Annotated in this window: 13 protein-coding genes and 1 tRNA gene; 1 reads left to right on the plus strand and 13 read right to left on the minus strand. The window is 43.9% G+C overall.

Annotated features, from left to right (window positions below; genetic code table 11):
- Window positions 1-10 precede the first annotated feature (10 nt).
- A complete protein-coding gene (locus Cabys_RS16245; RefSeq protein WP_006927243.1) occupies window positions 11-2665 on the minus strand; it encodes a TonB-dependent receptor in 2655 nt (884 codons plus the stop codon).
- Between the two features lie 1274 nt (window positions 2666-3939).
- Here Cabys_RS16245 and Cabys_RS16260 point away from each other — a divergent pair.
- A complete protein-coding gene (locus Cabys_RS16260) occupies window positions 3940-4962 on the plus strand; it encodes a medium chain dehydrogenase/reductase family protein (RefSeq protein ID WP_006927244.1) in 1023 nt (340 codons plus the stop codon).
- A gap of 117 nt (window positions 4963-5079) precedes the next feature.
- Here Cabys_RS16260 and Cabys_RS20135 read toward each other — a convergent pair whose 3' ends face one another.
- The 12 genes from Cabys_RS20135 to Cabys_RS16315 form a co-directional block, all read right to left on the minus strand.
- Window positions 5080-5229 carry a hypothetical protein gene (locus tag Cabys_RS20135; protein WP_169833727.1) on the minus strand — a complete coding sequence of 50 codons (150 nt, stop codon included), beginning with the start codon at window positions 5227-5229 and terminating at the stop codon, window positions 5080-5082.
- Between the two features lie 19 nt (window positions 5230-5248).
- A complete protein-coding gene (locus Cabys_RS16265; RefSeq protein WP_006927246.1) occupies window positions 5249-6835 on the minus strand; it encodes an IS1182 family transposase in 1587 nt (528 codons plus the stop codon).
- Between the two features lie 1143 nt (window positions 6836-7978).
- Window positions 7979-8134: a hypothetical protein gene (locus tag Cabys_RS20140; RefSeq protein ID WP_006927247.1), complete on the minus strand. Its 156-nt coding sequence runs from the start codon at window positions 8132-8134 to the stop codon at window positions 7979-7981.
- Window positions 8131-10101, minus strand: a complete 1971-nt coding sequence (locus Cabys_RS16270) for a GmrSD restriction endonuclease domain-containing protein (RefSeq protein WP_006927248.1) — start codon at window positions 10099-10101, stop codon at window positions 8131-8133. Before Cabys_RS16270 ends, Cabys_RS20140 begins: the two co-directional genes overlap by 4 nt.
- 77 nt (window positions 10102-10178) lie before the next feature.
- Window positions 10179-10622, minus strand: coding sequence for a restriction endonuclease subunit S (locus Cabys_RS16275; protein WP_044281615.1), 444 nt, complete (start codon window positions 10620-10622; stop codon window positions 10179-10181).
- Between the two features lie 224 nt (window positions 10623-10846).
- Window positions 10847-11935, minus strand: a complete 1089-nt coding sequence (locus tag Cabys_RS16280; protein ID WP_006927249.1) for a Fic family protein — start codon at window positions 11933-11935, stop codon at window positions 10847-10849.
- The gene (locus Cabys_RS16285; RefSeq protein WP_081474999.1) at window positions 11925-13523 is read right to left on the minus strand and encodes a class I SAM-dependent DNA methyltransferase; all 1599 of its coding nucleotides are present in this window, start codon (window positions 13521-13523) and stop codon (window positions 11925-11927) included. Before Cabys_RS16285 ends, Cabys_RS16280 begins: the two co-directional genes overlap by 11 nt.
- A 647-nt stretch (window positions 13524-14170) precedes the next feature.
- Window positions 14171-14253 (minus strand) — tRNA-Ser (locus tag Cabys_RS16295).
- Between the two features lie 590 nt (window positions 14254-14843).
- The gene (gene dusB, locus Cabys_RS16300) at window positions 14844-15887 is read right to left on the minus strand and encodes a tRNA dihydrouridine synthase DusB (protein WP_006927252.1); all 1044 of its coding nucleotides are present in this window, start codon (window positions 15885-15887) and stop codon (window positions 14844-14846) included.
- Between the two features lie 69 nt (window positions 15888-15956).
- Complete coding sequence (locus Cabys_RS16305) at window positions 15957-16340, minus strand: DUF2203 domain-containing protein (protein WP_044280992.1); 384 nt, start codon at window positions 16338-16340, stop codon at window positions 15957-15959.
- 75 nt (window positions 16341-16415) lie between these two features.
- The gene (locus Cabys_RS16310) at window positions 16416-16730 is read right to left on the minus strand and encodes a (2Fe-2S) ferredoxin domain-containing protein (RefSeq protein WP_006927254.1); all 315 of its coding nucleotides are present in this window, start codon (window positions 16728-16730) and stop codon (window positions 16416-16418) included.
- Window positions 16731-16745: 15 nt separating this feature from the next.
- Entirely contained in the window at window positions 16746-17996 is a 1251-nt protein-coding gene (locus Cabys_RS16315; RefSeq protein WP_006927255.1) for a dihydrolipoamide acetyltransferase family protein, read from the minus strand.
- Between the last annotated feature and the right edge of the window lie 113 nt (window positions 17997-18109).

Below are 18109 nucleotides of genomic sequence, written 5' to 3' on the forward strand. Positions count from 1 at the left end.
TTCAGAGCGTTTACATTTCAACGTCAAGTCCAACTTTAACTAATCTTGGCATCGGTTGTGTTGCAGGATTAAATCGATATTCATAAAGCGAATTCAAAAACGTTTTGGGCTCATGGACTCGCAAATCTCTTTCCGTAATTTCAGGCCGGTATTCATTACGCAGATTGTCAAAAACATTTTCTATATTCACAAAGAAGCGCGTGGTAATCTTTCCGAAATGAATACTTTTGTAGAGTCGCAGATCCATATTAAATTCAGCCTTACGTCTTCCTTCATTCTTTAGCTGGATATTAGGGGATCGATTGTAGGTCGTAATCGGCGTGTAAGGAAAACCCGTATGGAATTTGCTTATGGAACTGATTCCCCAGCTTTTACCCGATACGGTCACAATTGCATTCAGTACATGGCGTTGGTCCCAGTCCAGCGGAATCAAGGTTTTGGCAGATTCATCGCGATTTCTGGCGTCATAAAAAGCCTGCTTCGGATCGGAACCGTTGCCTTCTGCGATCTGGTAGGTATAATCCAGATTGGCAGATATCATTCCCATCTTTCTTAAATCTAACGAGGCAGTAATCCCCCATACGTTTCCATAGTCATTATTAGCATACTGACCATATTCATCTTGCTCAAATGTTTTATAGAGTTTGGTTCCCGCCAGATGGCGGATATCCTTGAAGTAACAGGTTACATTCATCACTAAATTTTGAATTAACTGTTGTTGAAGGCCAATTTCATACATGGTGGTACGTTGCGGTTCCAGGTCTGCGTTACCAATAAAAGATTCAAAGCGGCCGATCACTTCAAACTCCGGATTTTCATAAAGCCGGCCCAGGTCAGGAATCTGGAAAAAATGGCCATAAGCAACGTGGATATTACCTCTATCAGAAATCGGAAAGGCCAAACCAAATCTGGGACTGATTTGTGTTTTAACCGTAGCGTCTCTGTAGGCGTAATCTTCCGGCGCGCCTCGCTTATTCGAAGGGTCTGTCATATTCACCGGCACTTTACTATTGGGATCAAAATAATCAAAACGAATGCCCGCATTAACGACCAGGTCTTCTATTTCAATTTTATCCTGGATATAAGCGGCAAGCTCAAGCGGTTTTTTGTGATAATAGTTGTGGGCGAATGAGCTTAAATCATCAATTTGCAACTGCCAGTTCGTTCCCTCATCTTTCCGGACAACAAACCATTCATCTTTTAAATCATGCCGGCGGTATTCTACTCCAATTTTAATAAGATTGTATTTATTGACCTGAGAAACCAGATCATATTTTATGGCCGTGGTCAAATTTTCACGATATTCAAAGCCGGCATCCACGCCTCCCACTGCAAAAACATCCTGAGGAACGTCAATTTTTTTATGAATGCCTTGATCGTAAAACGGATCAAACGGATCCTTTCGACAATGCCGCTCATACTTATCCCAATAATAAGACATTCTAAATTCATGAAATGTGCTGGCGCTGATTGTATGGGTGAGCACAAAAAGATTGGTAATCCCCTGAGAATAATGGGTGGGGATGTATTCCGGATTGTATTTATTATGATGATCATAATTTTTCCATCGAGAACTATTTCCCAGAAAGTTGTAACTCATTTTTAGATTGCTAAATGGCTTAAAAGTAAGCTTAGCCTGATACGATACCTCGCGCGAGGGATTCATTGGAATGATCTTTCCATCGCCTGTATACTGCACCGCCCAATTTTCAGGGTCCGGGCTTGTAAAGTCGGCCGTATCGCTTGGCATGTGGAGGCGTTTGCCATACAACCAATTTTCTTCATCTCTAAATCTTCCCGAAATAAAATAATAAATCCGCTTGTTAAATAAAGGGACAGGACCGCTGATAGCGCCTTCAACATATTTCTGAGAAAATGGATCGATGTGGTTAATATTCATAAACACATCATCATGGGTTGAAACAAAATCTCCACTATAGGCCGAAAACGATACATTGGTCTGATCACCGCCCTCTTTTGTTACAATATTAACAATGCCGGACATAGCCTGCCCATACTCTGCATTAAAAGTACCGCTGATCACTTCCATTTCCTGAATAACATTATTCTGAACGGGAACGGCCAGCCCCCGGCCAAAGGGATTAGTAACGGCAATACCATCCACATAGTATTGAATTTCATCGGAACGACCGCCTCGTAAATGTATCCCGCCGCCAGGATCCTGAGTTACACCTGCCTGCAAACTTAATATATCGCCAAGATTTTCAACGGGTAATTGACGTATTTGCGCGCCACTAACCTTTTGACTTGTTGCGGTAAGGTCCCTAATTATGTCTTCTCGCTCGGCTACTACTTCCACCACTTCTGTTTCCAGAACAGTAGGCTGGAGCTCAAAGTTTACCGTAGTCGTTCTATCTACCGTTACAACAACCTTTTGTTTCCTTACCGTCTGATATCCTATAAAACTAGCCTCTATATCATAAACGCCGGGGGGGATGTTTATGATATAATAAGTCCCATCCAGATCTACTGAAGCTCCCAGTGAAGTATTCAGGATTACAACATTAGCGCCTGCTAAAGCTTCCTTGGTTTGTGCGTCAATTACTCTTCCAGCGATCTTTCCGGTTGTACCCGCATAAAGGTTAAACTGAAAAAATACTATGGAGACAAAAATAAAAGAAATAGACTTAAGCCATTTTTCCATCTCTAATCCTTTTTACTTTTTGTATCGCTAATTTAAATTCAAAAATTTAATTCCGGGATTATTCATCCTGAACAGCAATATAATAAAGAAACGCCTTCCCACTACAATGCCCTTTACGCTATTGTAACTGTATGCATACCCATAATAAATAAATTTTTTTTAAAAGTCAAGTACTCTTGTTATTTTTTTACTTTTTTTATCTAAATTCGAACGAATTGCAAACGCTGCATTTTTTCATCTTTATATTTTATTCATTTACATGATGTTAAGTCAATTCAATTTCTGGCATGAATCCGCTATACATTCCTAAATAATTTCAAGGAACCACTCTCATTTTTCAGCAGAACAGCAAGGGCAGTTTGCAGTGCCTGGCTCTAAAAAATCTAACTTACATGCCTTCCAATCAGGGAGACGCGATTCATTATAACATACAATCTTGCAAAAAAGAGCGATCAACCAACAAATAAGATACAATCTAATCAAGGAAACTGTATTTGCGGCTTCAACTCCCTTTATCTAAAGGGGATGCCCCTGGTTTAAGCAGACCAATTACGATTTTTTACAGCTACAATATTTATAATTATCTCTTTATTTTTCACCTTGCCTTTGATGATCTGACTTGCTATGAACACATCTGTAAATCAGATATAAACTTTAAAATAATTGTTTTTCTGAGAAAAATGGGCAGCAACGATCCGATTGCGCTTACGATCACAACACCTTGATTTACTAAATATTAACGTCATCTCTTATTCACATTTGGGCTGCTCGTAAATGCACTATTCAAAGGCTTCTAAAATGGCCTGCGGCTCCATTTCCATTCCTCCGGCCCTTTCATATTTTTATTTTTCACGCCATCTATATGCATACAATGTTGTTTTGAAACAATTGAATCGCAAGGCCGGCGCCGAAATTCTGTCTTCATGGCTTATTTCTTTAATAATGGGTTGCTTCTTCTCCGGATTAAAAAAACAGACATCGACGCCTTATCTTTATAATAGTGGGCGTTTAATATAAATAAACCAAATTGCGTGACTATGGCGTTTTTTGTTTTTAATTTCTGCCACAACTTGTAACGCGTACAAACTGTGCGAAAAAAATAGTTGCACTTTAACGATTTTTTTGCGTTCTTTGCTGGATAAAATAAGGCGCGTCGCAGGCAACGAGTTTGCTACGAACGCTAAAAACTTAAAAAAACCGGGTGTTATGTTTCATATTCATTAAGCTCCCGGCGGTTGATAACATTAAAAGTTAGGGATAAGGGAAGGGAAACATTGAGTTACAAGCGCGTCGTTGTTACCCGTTATGGCGGGCCAGAGGTTCTCAGAGTGATCGAAGAGAATAAGCTGCCAGAGCCCGGACCTGGAGAGGTACGCGTAAAAGTACTGGCTACGAGTGCGGCTTTCACAGACGTGATGATTCGTAAGGGCAAGTATCCGGGAATAAAGGTAAAACCGCCCTTTACGCCAGGCTACGACATGGTCGGCGTTGTGGACAGGTTAGGACCGGGCGTAGCTCGCGTCAAAACTGGACAACAGGTAGCTGCTCTTACCATCATTGGCGCCTATTCGGAATATCTGTGTTTATCAGAAAATTGTTTAACGCCCGTTCCTGCCGGACTGGATCCGGCGGAGGCTGTCAGCCTGGTGCTTTCTTACGTTACGGCATATCAAATGTTACATCGAGTAGCAAAGGCAAAGCGTGGTCAGCGTATTTTGATACATGGCGCCGGCGGAGCTGTTGGCACGGCATTACTGCAACTGGGCGGCCTAATGGGACTTAAAATGTATGGCACAGCTTCCAGCGCCAAGCACGATCTGGTAAAACGTCTGGGCGCAACACCAATAGACTACGTAAATGAAGATTTTGAAGAACGAATCCGCAGCCTGACGGGCGCAGGAGTTGATATCGTTTTTGACGCGATAGGCGGCGATCATTTCAAACGCTCGTTCGATGTTTTACAACGGGGCGGAAAGCTGGTTGCGTATGGCTTTTATAACGCCGTTCTGGGAAGGGGCGGCAGCATCCCGCTTGATTTTATCCGGCTTCAGTTATGGAACTGTTTGCCCAATGGAAAGTCAACGGCGTTTTATTCCATTGGTTCCTTATACAAAAAGAAAATGGACTGGTTTACAGAGGATCTGCGACGCCTGTTCGAGTTGCTGGTTCAGAACAGGATCAAACCGGTTATTGCGGCGCGCATGCCCTTAACCGATGTTGTGCGTGCCCATGAACTTCTCGAGCGGGCAGAGATATCTGGTAAAATTGTTCTAAATGTTTCCTCAACGGCAGGATGAAGTCATCTTTTAGTTCCAGGCGATAAACCGGCAAAAAAGGTTTATTAAAGAATACCTTTTTAACAATACGTAAAAATTTATTTTTGGGATACTTACTAAAAAAATATGCTTTAGTAGTTATTTTTTCACGACCAGCGCCGGCATCAATATCTTGTCCTTCTCGACTTCTTTGCCCTTTTTGTGGTTGCTTAAATCGATTTTTTTACCGGGTGCCTGGTTAGGATACTTCCTCTGGAAGATCCAGTCCCGCCAGGGAGGCTGTTGCATGGGGGGGAGGAATTAATGCTTATATTCTCCGATATTGATAATTTTTTCTCATTCTTAAGCGTTGGGCAAAATATAGAATTAAAAACGCCAAAATATTCTTTGAAAATAAAATTAATAGATCATCTTTTTCTTGTGATGCTGTTATAAACGCTGCTAAACGTTTCCCTAACATATTTTTAAATAGAACATTAATATTATGCCCAATACACATTAACGTAAATTCACTACGAACATTATTAAGACCAGATAAGGAAAATCCACGATAGCCTAAATTATGCTTCAAGTTACCAAAAACAGGTTCAACTGTCACCGAACGCTTTTTTAGTCGTTCCTGCGCCGCTGAAGTTTGTAACTTTTTCGCCATACGTTCGCAATAACTCTCATTAACTGAACGATGGATTTGCTTAACTTTCTTTTTACTGGAAATGCATAAATTAATTAAGGGACAGTCCTGACAATCATTGGAACGATATACGATCCGTTCGCTATTCCTCTCAACTGGAAAAAGCTTCTTACCCGCCGGACATTCATAGTAATCTCCCTGTTCATGATACACAAAATCACTTCGTTTTAGTTTTCTTTCTTCTTTTTGCAATTCTTCCTTGGAGGTCGGTGTCTCCTTTATCGAACGATTGGATAACTGGGGATCGGCTATTACGGCATCAATCTGCTTTTCTTCCAATTCTTTTAGGTCTGTGCTATTGTGATAACCGGAATCGGCCGTGTAAGATCGCTTATCATCTGAACCAAGATTCTTCTCTACTTGTTCTTGGATCGGTATGAATTGACCCTGGTCGTTGGGCTGGCTTACCACTTCATGGGCTACAATTAAATGACTGGACATATCTACGCCTAATTGTGCGTTATAACCCGGCCCATCCACCGAAGGCATCATGCGGGCATCCGGCTCTTTTACATTTATTTGATGTCTTGAACGATGTTCTGATTTGAGCTGTTTCTTACGCTCTTTCAATTGGGCTTTACGTTCTAATATCTCTTTCTCTAAGCGCTCAAGCCGTTCTTTCTCCGCTCGAAGAGTTTCTAAATCTAATTCATCCGTGGCCCCCTGTTCTACAAAATTACAGCGCTGCATGTATTGCTTGATCTCTGCTCTTAACTTCTCTATACGTTTGTCTAATTGATCCTCAGTGTAGCCATGACGCTTACTGCTGTGCGCTTTGATTTTCGTGCCATCTATGGCTATCTGGTTGAAACTACTTATGCCTTCGGCCTGGGCAATTAAAAGTATCTCTACAAAATATTGGTCTAATAAATCCAAATGTGCCTTGCGAAAACGACTTAATGTACTATGATCCGGATGCTGATTCCCAGTGATATAAATGTAGCGCGTATCATATTTACACAATTCCTCCAGCTTACGGGTGCTGGTAATGCCGTTACTATAAGCATAAAACCATAAGGCAAGCATCATGTCTGGGGCATAAGAATCACCGCCTTGTGAACTATAACGGGAATAAAGTGCACTTAAATCAAGGCGCGAAACCAACTCCACTACAAATCGACTCTTTGGATCGTCTCTGGCAAAATCTTCCACACTATAGCCAAAGAGATTCATTTGTGAGCGATTATAAGTAATAAAACTCATGGAATTCCTTTGTTATTACTTGTTTTATCTGTCGCCCAGAATTTACAAATTTTTTGAATTTTACTCAAACTGAATTTGCAACAGCCTCCAGGGTGGTCGCGAAAATTTTTATGCTGCTGGATTGGTTGAATAGTTAATTAGTTGAATGGTTGAATAGAAATTTACAAATGCGCAAATATTGAACATCATTGGAGAAAAATTTCCAACGAACAGTTCTTCCCACTCTCCCAGACTCTTTTTCTTGGAAAGGGGGTGAGGGCAATTGAAACTATTTTTAATTTAAAAGCGTTTTTGCGCCTTTGTGACTTATCTGAGCTATCTGTGGTCGCTTAAAATAATTTGTTTAATCATTTTCTGCGATTATTGGCGTAATCTGCGAGAAAATTACTTTGCGCGCGTTGCGGTTGATTTTGGTTACGGCTACGCTGCCTTAGATGTTTAGAGATAGTTTTTAAACCTTGATTGATATGATTACAGGATTAACTTGATTTTTTTCACTCGTGAAAGTTTACACTCAATTTTAAGCCAAAATTTTGTAGGCAAAAAAAGCAAATCATGAAAATCCAGAAATCAAGTAAATCATGGTTCAAAATTGATTGGTCACCGGCCTGGCATTACTAACTGGTCAGCGCTGAAATCACTTACACCGTTGGAAATAACTCCCAACGCTCAACTGCCCTTCTCCCAGACTTTGATTCTGAGAGATGGGATCGAAGGCAATTGAAACTATTTTTAATTTTTAACATTCTTTGCTTCCTTTGTGACTGCTCTGTGCGCTCTGTGGTTGCTTAAATCCATGCAAAATATTTTTGGTTGAGGCTGAATACTTCTTTTGTAATATCTAATGCCTTAGCGTTTGAAAATTTTTGTTCTTTTTTAAAATAAAAGGGCGGAACGGGCCGCTATTTTTTACACCATATTGGCCCATACCCAGCTTAAAGGTCTTGAATCAAATGGCTATTTAAGAGAATTATTTACCACCCTGCCAGATTAACCTGAAAATAAGTTTGCAGACCTACTTGCCCAAAAACTGGAAATAGAATTTCGAAAAATAACTATCTACAAACCTCATTTAAAAGTCAAGATGTACTTCACCGGATGGATACCAAACAACACCTTGTGAAAAATTTTTTCGCCGTGCTCCTATCGCTTCAGCCAGTCGGTCAGCAATTCTTCTTCCACATTGTCGTTGCCCTCGCGGTCTTTCCAGTTGCCGAGATAGCGGTAACCGAGGGCGTTGTGGAAAAAAGCGATTACCCGTTCCTGTGTTTGCCGAGCACGCTCGCCGATGATGCTCATGCGATTTTTTCCTTTTCTTCAGCCAGAATTTCATATCTGACATATTCTTTAAATTCACCAATTGAAGTAAAACAACGAAATCTTGCTTGACTGGCCAGTGCAATTACCTCAGGGGGCTCGTTAAGTAAAATCGCTACCGGTTCGCTCAGCTCCTCTTGAATCCCATTGGGCCAGGCTAAATCAAATACCGCCTTTTGAATCCCCGTTTCAGGATCGGCAAAATCATAAGACAAAATGCCTTTCGGTAAACCCTGCTCCTCCATCCAGGCATTAAGCGCTTCCAGTTCCTGTTCTTCTTCTTCGCTGCTTATTCCGCCAAGCACTGTTTCAGGAGTCGGTGTAATCACTCTGGTTTCTTCAATCCATCTCGTATCGCCATGGAGCAATTCCTTTAACCGTTCGTTTACAGCTTTGGCCAGGAGCTTTTTTCGAGCTTCCAAAAAAGCGAGGAAGTTTTCAATTTTCCATAATTCCGGATCCATAGGAATCCACTGGGAAGCCAGTGCCCCCGGATGTTTTTTTTCTATTTCCGGAAAGTATTCCTCAGGCAACCGATCGCTAATTTGAAGGTTTGTATCTTTTGTTAAAAGACAGAAGTTGGCCAGGGCGTTTACTTCGGACTTTTTGTAACGCCATTTTTTATCTTTATCATATAATTTTGCCTTGGGGAAAATATGATGCACTTCTAGCTTGCTGCCTTGTCCCAACAAATTGGCTTTGAGTGGCAATCCCGTTCCCCAGTCTCGTGCTTCTCCCATGCGAGTCAGCATATAGAGTACCGGATAAAAACGGGCTCCTAAACTCCAACCGGTAAAATGCCCAGGTTCTACCCGCAGACCGCCATGCCAGAGTCGCAATTGTTCAATCAGTTTATCCAGCCCCCCATCCGGTCCTTCCAGCGCTTCCAGGTCCTGATCAATGTAAGTCTCAGTTGAACCAGAAAAGCGGCCCCACATTCCCGCCTGCAAAAACCAGAATAGCAACTTATCCCGTTCCACCTCATCCATCAGTCCCGTGCGCTTATCCAGATAGCGAACCATCACCGGGATACCAAAACGCCCAAACAGAACCCGGTCGTGATCCAGCCCCAGACGACTGCTAATTAGATTCAAGCAAGTGTTTATATGTTTTACAGCCCGCTTTAGACCGTCCTGGATTTCCCCAGCCGTTTTATCGTGCAGGAATTGAAACTTAGCTTCTCCAGTAAGCACAGTATTAACGGAGCGCAGCAGCCAGTCCAGATTGAAATGATAACCAGCTTTCTCCCATTCGGCAAGATGTTGCTTCATGACTTCACGCGCTTCTGGCCATTCGGTACAGATTTTGGCCAGTGCCAGATCCCCTTTGGAGAGCTTAGTACCGCCGCTGTTCACCCGGTTAAAAATATCCACCACTACCTCAATGGTTTTGTCTTTTCCGGTAACTTCTTCCACGTGAAGATCAATATCCAGTATGGCGATTAGCCGGCTAAGTCGCCCAGCATATTCACCGACCCGGGGCGCCAGTTCTGGTTGAGCACTGAGCCGGGCAATAAACTCGCCCAGACCGCTGGTACCCTTTTGCATCAGCCTGGATACATCAATCCACAACGGATCATCTTTCATCTTTAGCGGTTGGTAGAAAGAAAATACTTCCTGATCCAGATGAAAATATAGCCCGGTGAAAGCACTGGCATTGCCATCGAAAAATTTGGGCGGTTTACCCCGCACTACTCCGTAAATGGAAGTCATCCGTTGCTGGCCATCCAGCAATAATTTAACCACTCCTGGCGCCAGTTGCCCATCTCCGCGATAAAGGGCAGAACGAGATTCTGTAACCCATACCAATAGCCCGCCAATGGGATGGCGCCGGTAGAGGGAATCGAAAAGCCCGCGCACCTGATCGCGGTTCCAGACATACCCGCGCTGGAATTCCGGTAAAGCCATGTGGCCACTATCAATGTGGTCCAAGATGGTGGATATTTTCATACCAATCGAATCCTCCCGGTTAACAGTTGTTGTATCATGCCTTGTTTAATTTTTTTGATTTTCTCCTGCCGCCGTTCTTACGCCTGTATTTCAGAATCTACCCTGGAAAGATTTTGGGCAATGGCGCGTTGTTCGGGGAGGGGAGGAATACGTATTCGTCGAGCATGTGCTGCTTCCCGGTTCAGTCCAGGAACAGCACTATCTGCATTCATTTGGTCAAACCCAAGCGTTTGAAGAAGATAATATGTAAAATGAATATCTCTGCTTTTACCATTAGCTATGTAAAATGTAGTATCAATAGGCCAAAATGAAACAGGCGACAAATGTACAGAGCCTACTGTTCCTTTACGGCCAATTATTATTCCAGGCCCATTAACAAGAGATTTATTATGTTTTCCAATTATTCCATTAGATCCAAACACCGGCACTTGCCCAGATTCGCGTTCTTTTTTGGGTAGCCTTTTTCCATAGTGAAATGGGCAAAACTTCCCAATTGTGGTCTCAATCCATTCACTCCCCATATTCCGGTACCTCTTTCTTTCGCATGGGAAAAACTTGTTCTGGAACCATATCATTTCCTGACAAAAGGAATATCATCCCTGTACATGTAACAGACATCCTTAGAATAGTTTGTTTTCTCACATCAATCATGAAGGAATTGGCACCTCCTATCGTATTTTACAATGCACTAATTTATTAAATATTAGTGCAATTCTTGGAAGCGTGCACTAATTCAGTGCACATCTCATCCGCTTGAGAGAAGTTCGAAAAGTCTCCAATTCAAATAGAGCATTTCGTTGCCGGCTTTATGAGGTTTTAAAATACCCGCTTTAACAAGTTCTTTCAGATAACCGGCGGCAATATTACGTGAGGCAATTCCAGCCTTTACCAAGAAAGCAATCTTACAATAGGGTTGACGAAACAAAATTTCAATAAGCTCTTTAGAATAGATGCGTTTTGGAAGTTTCTTTTTAACTTCCTCCTCGACTTCGTCCATCAGCTCACGAATAGCTAAAATGCGTCTGCGCGTAAAATCGGCCGTTTCTTCAATGGCCTGAAGCATAAACAAAATCCATGGCTCCCATTGGCCATTCTCTGTCACCTCTCTGAGCAGTCGGTAGTATTCGCTTTTGCGTTCAATAATGGCTTTACTCAGATACAAAACAGGCAGTTCCAGTAACCCCTGCTGAACAAGAAAGAGAATATTGATGATACGACCGGTTCTGCCGTTTCCGTCTGAAAAGGGATGAATGGCTTCGAATTGGTAATGAATCAGCGCTAGTTTTACCAATGGGTCCATTTCATCTTCTGCGTGAATGAATGCTTCCAGGTTTTTCAGCTTTTCACGAATTACATTTTCGCCTTCCGGCGGTGTATAAACGACCTCCCCGGTGGCGTCATTAATAATTTTAGTGCCCGGAGTTTTTCGGATGCCTGCCTGGTTTTGTTTAATGATCTGCACCAGCCTAATAAACAAATTAGTAGTAAGCAGATTATCCTGCTTAAGTAATCGGTATCCTTCCCACAGCGCTTCACGGTATCGGAGTACCTCTTTGGTCGCCGGATCTATTTTGCCGGCAGCTACCGCAAATGCTCTGTACAGGGCATCATTTGTGGTGATGATGTTTTCAATCTCGGAACTGGCTTTGGCTTCCTGAAGGATCAATGAATCGATTAACATGGCCTGATTGGGAATGGTAAGCCCTAATCCCTTAAGCTCAGCCAAAACCCGATTGGCTGTAATTGCTTTCTTCAGCACAGGCCTGGTCTCTACTTCCTTTCCCGGTGGGAGTAAAGGGAGCTCATTAAAGGGCTTTAATGGATCAAGTCTCATAGTCTTCTCCAAAGCCTAAGTGCTTCAGATTCTTTCTGATTTCCGCCTCCAGCCGCTGGGCTTCCGTAAATTGCTCAAACAATTTCGCCGTCAGTTCAGTCATCTTTTCCTCAAAAGGGATTCCGTCATCTTCCTGAGGAGGAGCGCCTACATAGCGTCCCGGTGTTAAAACATAACCGTGCTTACGGATATCCTCTAATGTGGCGCTTTTGCAAAAGCCGGGCACGTCCTCATATGTTCCAGCGTCAGACTCACCACGCCAGGCATGATAGGTATCTGCAACTTTACGTATCTCTTCATCCGTTAATTCGCGATGCGTCCGATCGATCATTTGTCCCATATTTCGGGCATCAATGAACAAAACTTCACCCCGCCGATCGCGAAAACGATGGTTCTTTTTATCCCGCGCTAAAAACCACAAGCAGGCCGGAATCGGTGTGGAATAAAACAATTGTCCGGGCAGAGCCACCATGCAATCCACCAAATCGGCTTCAATGATTTGTTTACGGATTTCCCCTTCACCGGATTGATTGGAGGACATGGAACCATTCGCCAGGACAAAACCAGCAACACCGGACGGCGACAAATGATGGATCATGTGCTGAATCCAGGCATAATTGGCGTTGTTTTTAGGAGGAATACCAAACTTCCAGCGTTTGTCATCTTTCAATCGATCGCCGCCCCAATCCTTCATGTTAAATGGAGGATTAGCGAGGATAAAGTCGGCTTTTAAATCGGGAAACCGGTCATTCTGGAAGGTATCGCCCTGTTCAATTTTACCTTCAATACCCCGAATGGCCAGGTTCATTTTAGCCAGTCGCCAGGTTGTGTAATTTGACTCCTGACCGTAAATAGCGATATCTTTTACACGCCCGCCATGCGCTTTAATGAATTTTTCCGATTGAACAAACATTCCTGCCGAGCCGCAACAGGGATCGTAAACGCGACCTTTGTAAGGTTCTAACATTTCTACCAGAAGTTTGACCACGCTACGCGGTGTGTAAAATTCGCCGCCTTTTTTACCTTCGGCGCTGGCAAATTGAGAAAGAAAGTATTCATAAACGCGTCCCAAAACATCTTTAGATCGCGCTTCTGCATCACCAACCATAATATTACTAACCATATCAATAAGTTGCCCCAGACGTTGTTTATCCAGAGAAGGCCGGGCATAATCTTTAGGCAACACATTCTTTAGTGAGGGATTATCTCGTTCGATGGCGTGCATGGCATCGTCAACAAGCGTGCCTATATTGGGCTGTTTGGCATTGTTTTTAAGCGCTGACCAGCGTGCCTCTTTGGGCACCCAGAATACATTTTTAGCACGATACTCATCCGGATCTTCCGGATCGGCTCCCTGGTCAATTTCTGCTTCTAATTTAGCATGCAATTCTTCAAAGGCATCGGAAATGTATTTTAAAAAGATTAATCCTAAAACGACATGTTTATATTCTGCGGCATCCATACTGCCACGTAGGGCGTCTGCCATACGCCATAGTTCAGCTTCGTAACCTATGTTTGCGCCATTATTGGATTTGTTGTTTTGTGCATTCCGCTTTGCCAATTGCGGCCTCCTTTTGAAACGGATCATTGATAATAAGTAGAACTTAGGCTTCCATTAAAATATATCACCCTGGTAAAAAAGATATGCAATTTACACAACACTTTCAATTTATTATCCAATTGTCAAAGTCCCTGGTTCCTGCTAACGGCGGTTTTTCCCAAAAGGGATCCCTACGGGACAAGACCGCTGCCTCTAATTTTACACAATGAAAACTCTGTTCAGAACGCCTGTCAAATAAATCAAAAAACCCCGGCCAGAATTGACCGGGGCTTGGTGCGGAGGATGAGGGACTCTCCACAGGATGCTGCGCAGAACCCCCAAGTCCTTTCGGACGGCGGTTTTTCCCAAAGGGATCCCTACGGGACAAGACCGCTGCCTGTAATCGGGCACAAAGAAAAGCCTTCAAAAAACTTTGCTCCGTACCCCCTCTCAGGCAAAACAAAAACCCCGGCCAGAATTGACCGGGGGTGTAAAGCGGAGGATGAGGGACTCTCCACAGGATGCTGCGCAGAACCCCCAAGTCCTTTCGGACGGCGGTTTTTCCCAAAGGGATCCCTACGGGACAAGACCGCTGCCTGTAATCGTGCACAGGGAAAAGCCTTCAAAAAAACTTTGCTCCGAACGCCCGTCAGGCAAAACAAAAACCCTGGCAAAAATTGACCAGGGTTTTAAAGCGGAGGATGAGGGACTCGAACCCCCAAGTCCTTGCGGACGGCGGTTTTCAAGACCGCTGCCTTACCAATTAGGCTAATCCTCCAACCTATCTGCCATACATGCTCAAAGATCCTTGCGGACGGCGGTTTTTCCCAAAGGGATCCCTACGGGACAAGACCGCTGCCTTACCAATTAGGCTAATCCTCCAACCTATCTGCCATACATGCTCAAAGATCCTTGCGGACGGCGGTTTTTCCCAAAGGGATCCCTACGGGACAAGACCGCTGCCTTACCAATTAGGCTAATCCTCCAACCCATCTACCATACATGCTCAAAGATCCTTGCGGACGGCGGTTTTTCCCAAAGGGATCCCTACGGGACAAGACCGCTGCCTTACCAATTAGGCTAATCCTCCAACCTATCTACCATACATGCTCAAAGATCCGTGCGGACGGCGGTTTTTCCCAACGGGATCCCCACGGGACAAGACCGCTGCCTTACCAATTAGGCTAATCCTCCAACCTATCTACCATACATGCTCAAAGATCCGTGCGGACGGCGGTTTTTCCCAACGGGATCCCTACGGGACAAGACCGCTGCCTTACCAATTAGGCTAATCCTCCGACAAAATTTATTATTTTAATTTAATTTAATTTAATTCCTTTTTATTTTCAAATCTTTATCCAATCACAATTATCTCGCGCAGCTCATTTCCGATGTTTGTTTTTCTGCATTATTGTACCAGTCTAATTGTACGGTTTCTTTTATTTTTTTACTACTTTTCAACATTTCCAATTTCTCAATGATCGGTTCTAAACGTTCAAAGCGCATTAACTCGTTTCTAAATCGGGCGATGTGCGGCAGCCCCTTTAAATAGCCGCTTAAATGCTTGCGCATTTCAATCACTCCGCGCCGTTCGCCTTTGTACTCCACACTTAACCGGTAATGACGAATCAATAGCTCGACACGTTCGGCCAACGTCGGTGGAGGTGGAATTTCCCCGGTTTCAATGTAAGCTCTGGCGTCCCGAAACAACCATGGATTGTTAATCGCCCCGCGACCAATCATCACCGCATCGCAGCCCGTTTGTTCAAACATCTGTTTTGCCAGCTGCGGGGTGGTTACATCGCCGTTACCGATCACCGGAATGGAAACCGCTTCCTTTACCTTTCGAATCCATTCCCAGTCCGCCTGGCCTTTATAGCCCTGAGCGCGCGTTCGGGCGTGCAAAGTAATGGCTTCGATGCCCACATCCTCCAGACGCTTCGCCACATCAACAATTTGAATGGAATGGGCATCCCACCCCAGCCTTGTTTTTGCGGTAACGGGCAGCGAAACCGCCCGCGCCACCGCAGCGCTGATCTTAACCATCAAAGGAATATCGCGCAGCAGGCCGGCGCCCGCCCCTTTTAAGGCAACTTTCTTTACCGGACAGCCAAAATTAATGTCAATAAAATCCGGCCCCTTTTCTTCAGCCAGTTGCGCGGCTTTGACCATGGCCTCCACCCGATTGCCGTAAATCTGAATGCCAATCGGATGCTCTTGCGCTTTGATGGTCATCTTCAAAAAGGCTTTTTCAGCCTCCCGAATCAGAGCCTCGGAACTAATAAACTCCGAATAAACCACATCCGCGCCCAGTTCCTTGCAGATCATACGAAAAGGGTAATCGCTAACATTTTCCATGGGCGCCAGAAACAATCCGCGCTCTATTTTAAATTTCCCGAACTCAATAACCATGTCTCACTCAATTTAATTAAGGAGTAAAATTAAAGATTTTTTAGTCAAATGTAAAAAATGAATGAATTGCTAAAAAGTTCCCAGAGGTTGTCGTCCGATGAATCCTGCGTCCACAGGATGCCAGTAAAAAATATCTTCTTCGCCCAACTTCCAGCAAAGGAATACCTCTTCGCCATTGCTGCGGATAGCCGGAAAGTCGATCAGTCCTTCTTCAATGCTTTTAATCTGAATGCCTTCATCCAGAATCTTATTAACCAGATTGAGGAAACGGCGATACTGATACGGAAATGCTTCTAATGTATCGGGATTAAAACCCGGTTTGTAGCGTCCGGTGTAAATATCAAATCCCACTGCTTTCAGCTCTTCAAAAATGCGCTGAATTTCAGGCAGGTCTTTCTTCAAACCGGGCAGATACAATCTCGCCTCCTTTATACTAAAATGTTTTTCAAACATAATGCCCCTTCAGCGTGGCAGTAAGTATTTTGGTTTACTTAAGATGGATCATTCATCTTTAAAGCGCGCATTCTCCTATTTTTTCAAATCCAGCCGCTCAATGACCTCGTTATCCAGAATCGACTTTTTGATGATTTCATCCACATCGTTCAGCGTAACGCGGCCGTACCAGATGCCGGCAGGGTAAATGACCAGGGTCGGCCCACAGCCGCATTTTCCCAGACAGCCGGCTGTATTCACGCGGTACGTTTTATGCAATCCCTTCTCGAGCAGCCTTTCTTTCAAGCGCGCTCTGATTTCCCCTCCGCCGCTATTTGCGCAGGAAGCTTGCGGAGCATTCGCATCACGCTGATGCACACACACAAATATATGCTTTTCCGGAAATTGCATTATCCCCTCATGGTTTTAAACAATCATAGCAGGATCATATTTTTCCAGATACTCCCGCACCCATTCCAAAAATTGTGAGCCCATGGCGCCGTCGATTAGACGGTGGTCGATAGTCAGCGAAAGGTACATAATCGGCCGGATGGCTATAGCGTCATTTATGACCACAGGTCGTTTTTTAACCGCGCCAACGCCAAGGATGGCCACCTGCGGTTGATTAATAATCGGAAAGCCAACCACCGTTCCAAAAACGCCAAAATTGGAAATGGAAAACGTGCCGTTCATAATTTCGTCTGGTTTTAATTTTTTGCTTCTGGCGCGCATGGCTACATCGTACAGAGCCCTGGCCAATCCCAGTAAATTCTTGCTATCTGCATTAAAAATATTGGGCACAATCAGGCCTTTTTCCACAGCCACGGCAATGCCGATGTTGTAATATTTTTTCAGAACAATGTTATCACCGTCGATGGAAGCATTTAAAAACGGGAACTCTTTAAGCGCCTTCACCGTGGCTTCCACAATAAAGGGCGTGTAAGTCAGGCTAAATCCTTCCCGTTCTTTAAAGGCTTTTTTATTGCGCGAAATGATGGTCTCCACGGCCTGCATGTCCACTTCGGTATAAAGGCTAACATGCGCAGAAGTTTGTTTAGAATGCACCATGTGTTCGGCAATGCGTTTACGCATGTTATCCATGGCAATGATATCCGAAGGCCCGCCGGCAAAAACATTGGTCTCCATCGCAGGCGCGGCGGCTGTCGCAACCTTCGGCCCTTTTTCGCGCTCTTCAATAAAACGCAAAATATCTTTTTTAGTAACGCGTCCCCCGGCGCCGCTTCCTTCCAATTGCTCCAGCTCGCTCATCGGAACGCCGTGTTCGCGCGCAATATTCAGCACAACGGGCGTGTAAAAGCGGTTTGTACGGCCGTCTGTTTTTTTACTTTTTATATTAGATTTTTCATCGGGCGTTTCTATTTTTGCTTCCCTTTTTTCGGAAGCCGCAGGCTCGGTAAGCGCTTCTTCCGCCTCGCCTTCTACTTCAATCAGCGCAATCGGTTTCCCCACCTCCACCACATCGCCTTCACTGGCTAACAGCTTTACCAGTTTCCCGGGAACAGGCGTGGGGATTTCCGAATCCACCTTGTCCGTGCTGATCTCCAGAATGATTTCATCGTTGCCCACCACATCGCCTTCTTTTTTTAACCATTTGAGAATGGTTCCTTCCGTAATGGATTCGCCCATCTTGGGCATGACCATTTCAACTGTCTTCATTTTCTTCTTTTCTATTTTTGGTTTAACATTATTACCTACCAAAACCCGGAGCTACTGCAAAGTTTAAGAGTTGAATGGTTTATTCGAATTCAGAACAGTGTAACACCATTCAC

Origin of the sequence: Caldithrix abyssi DSM 13497 (assembly GCF_001886815.1) — a bacterium.
GTDB classification, from domain to species: Bacteria; Calditrichota; Calditrichia; order Calditrichales; family Calditrichaceae; genus Caldithrix; species Caldithrix abyssi.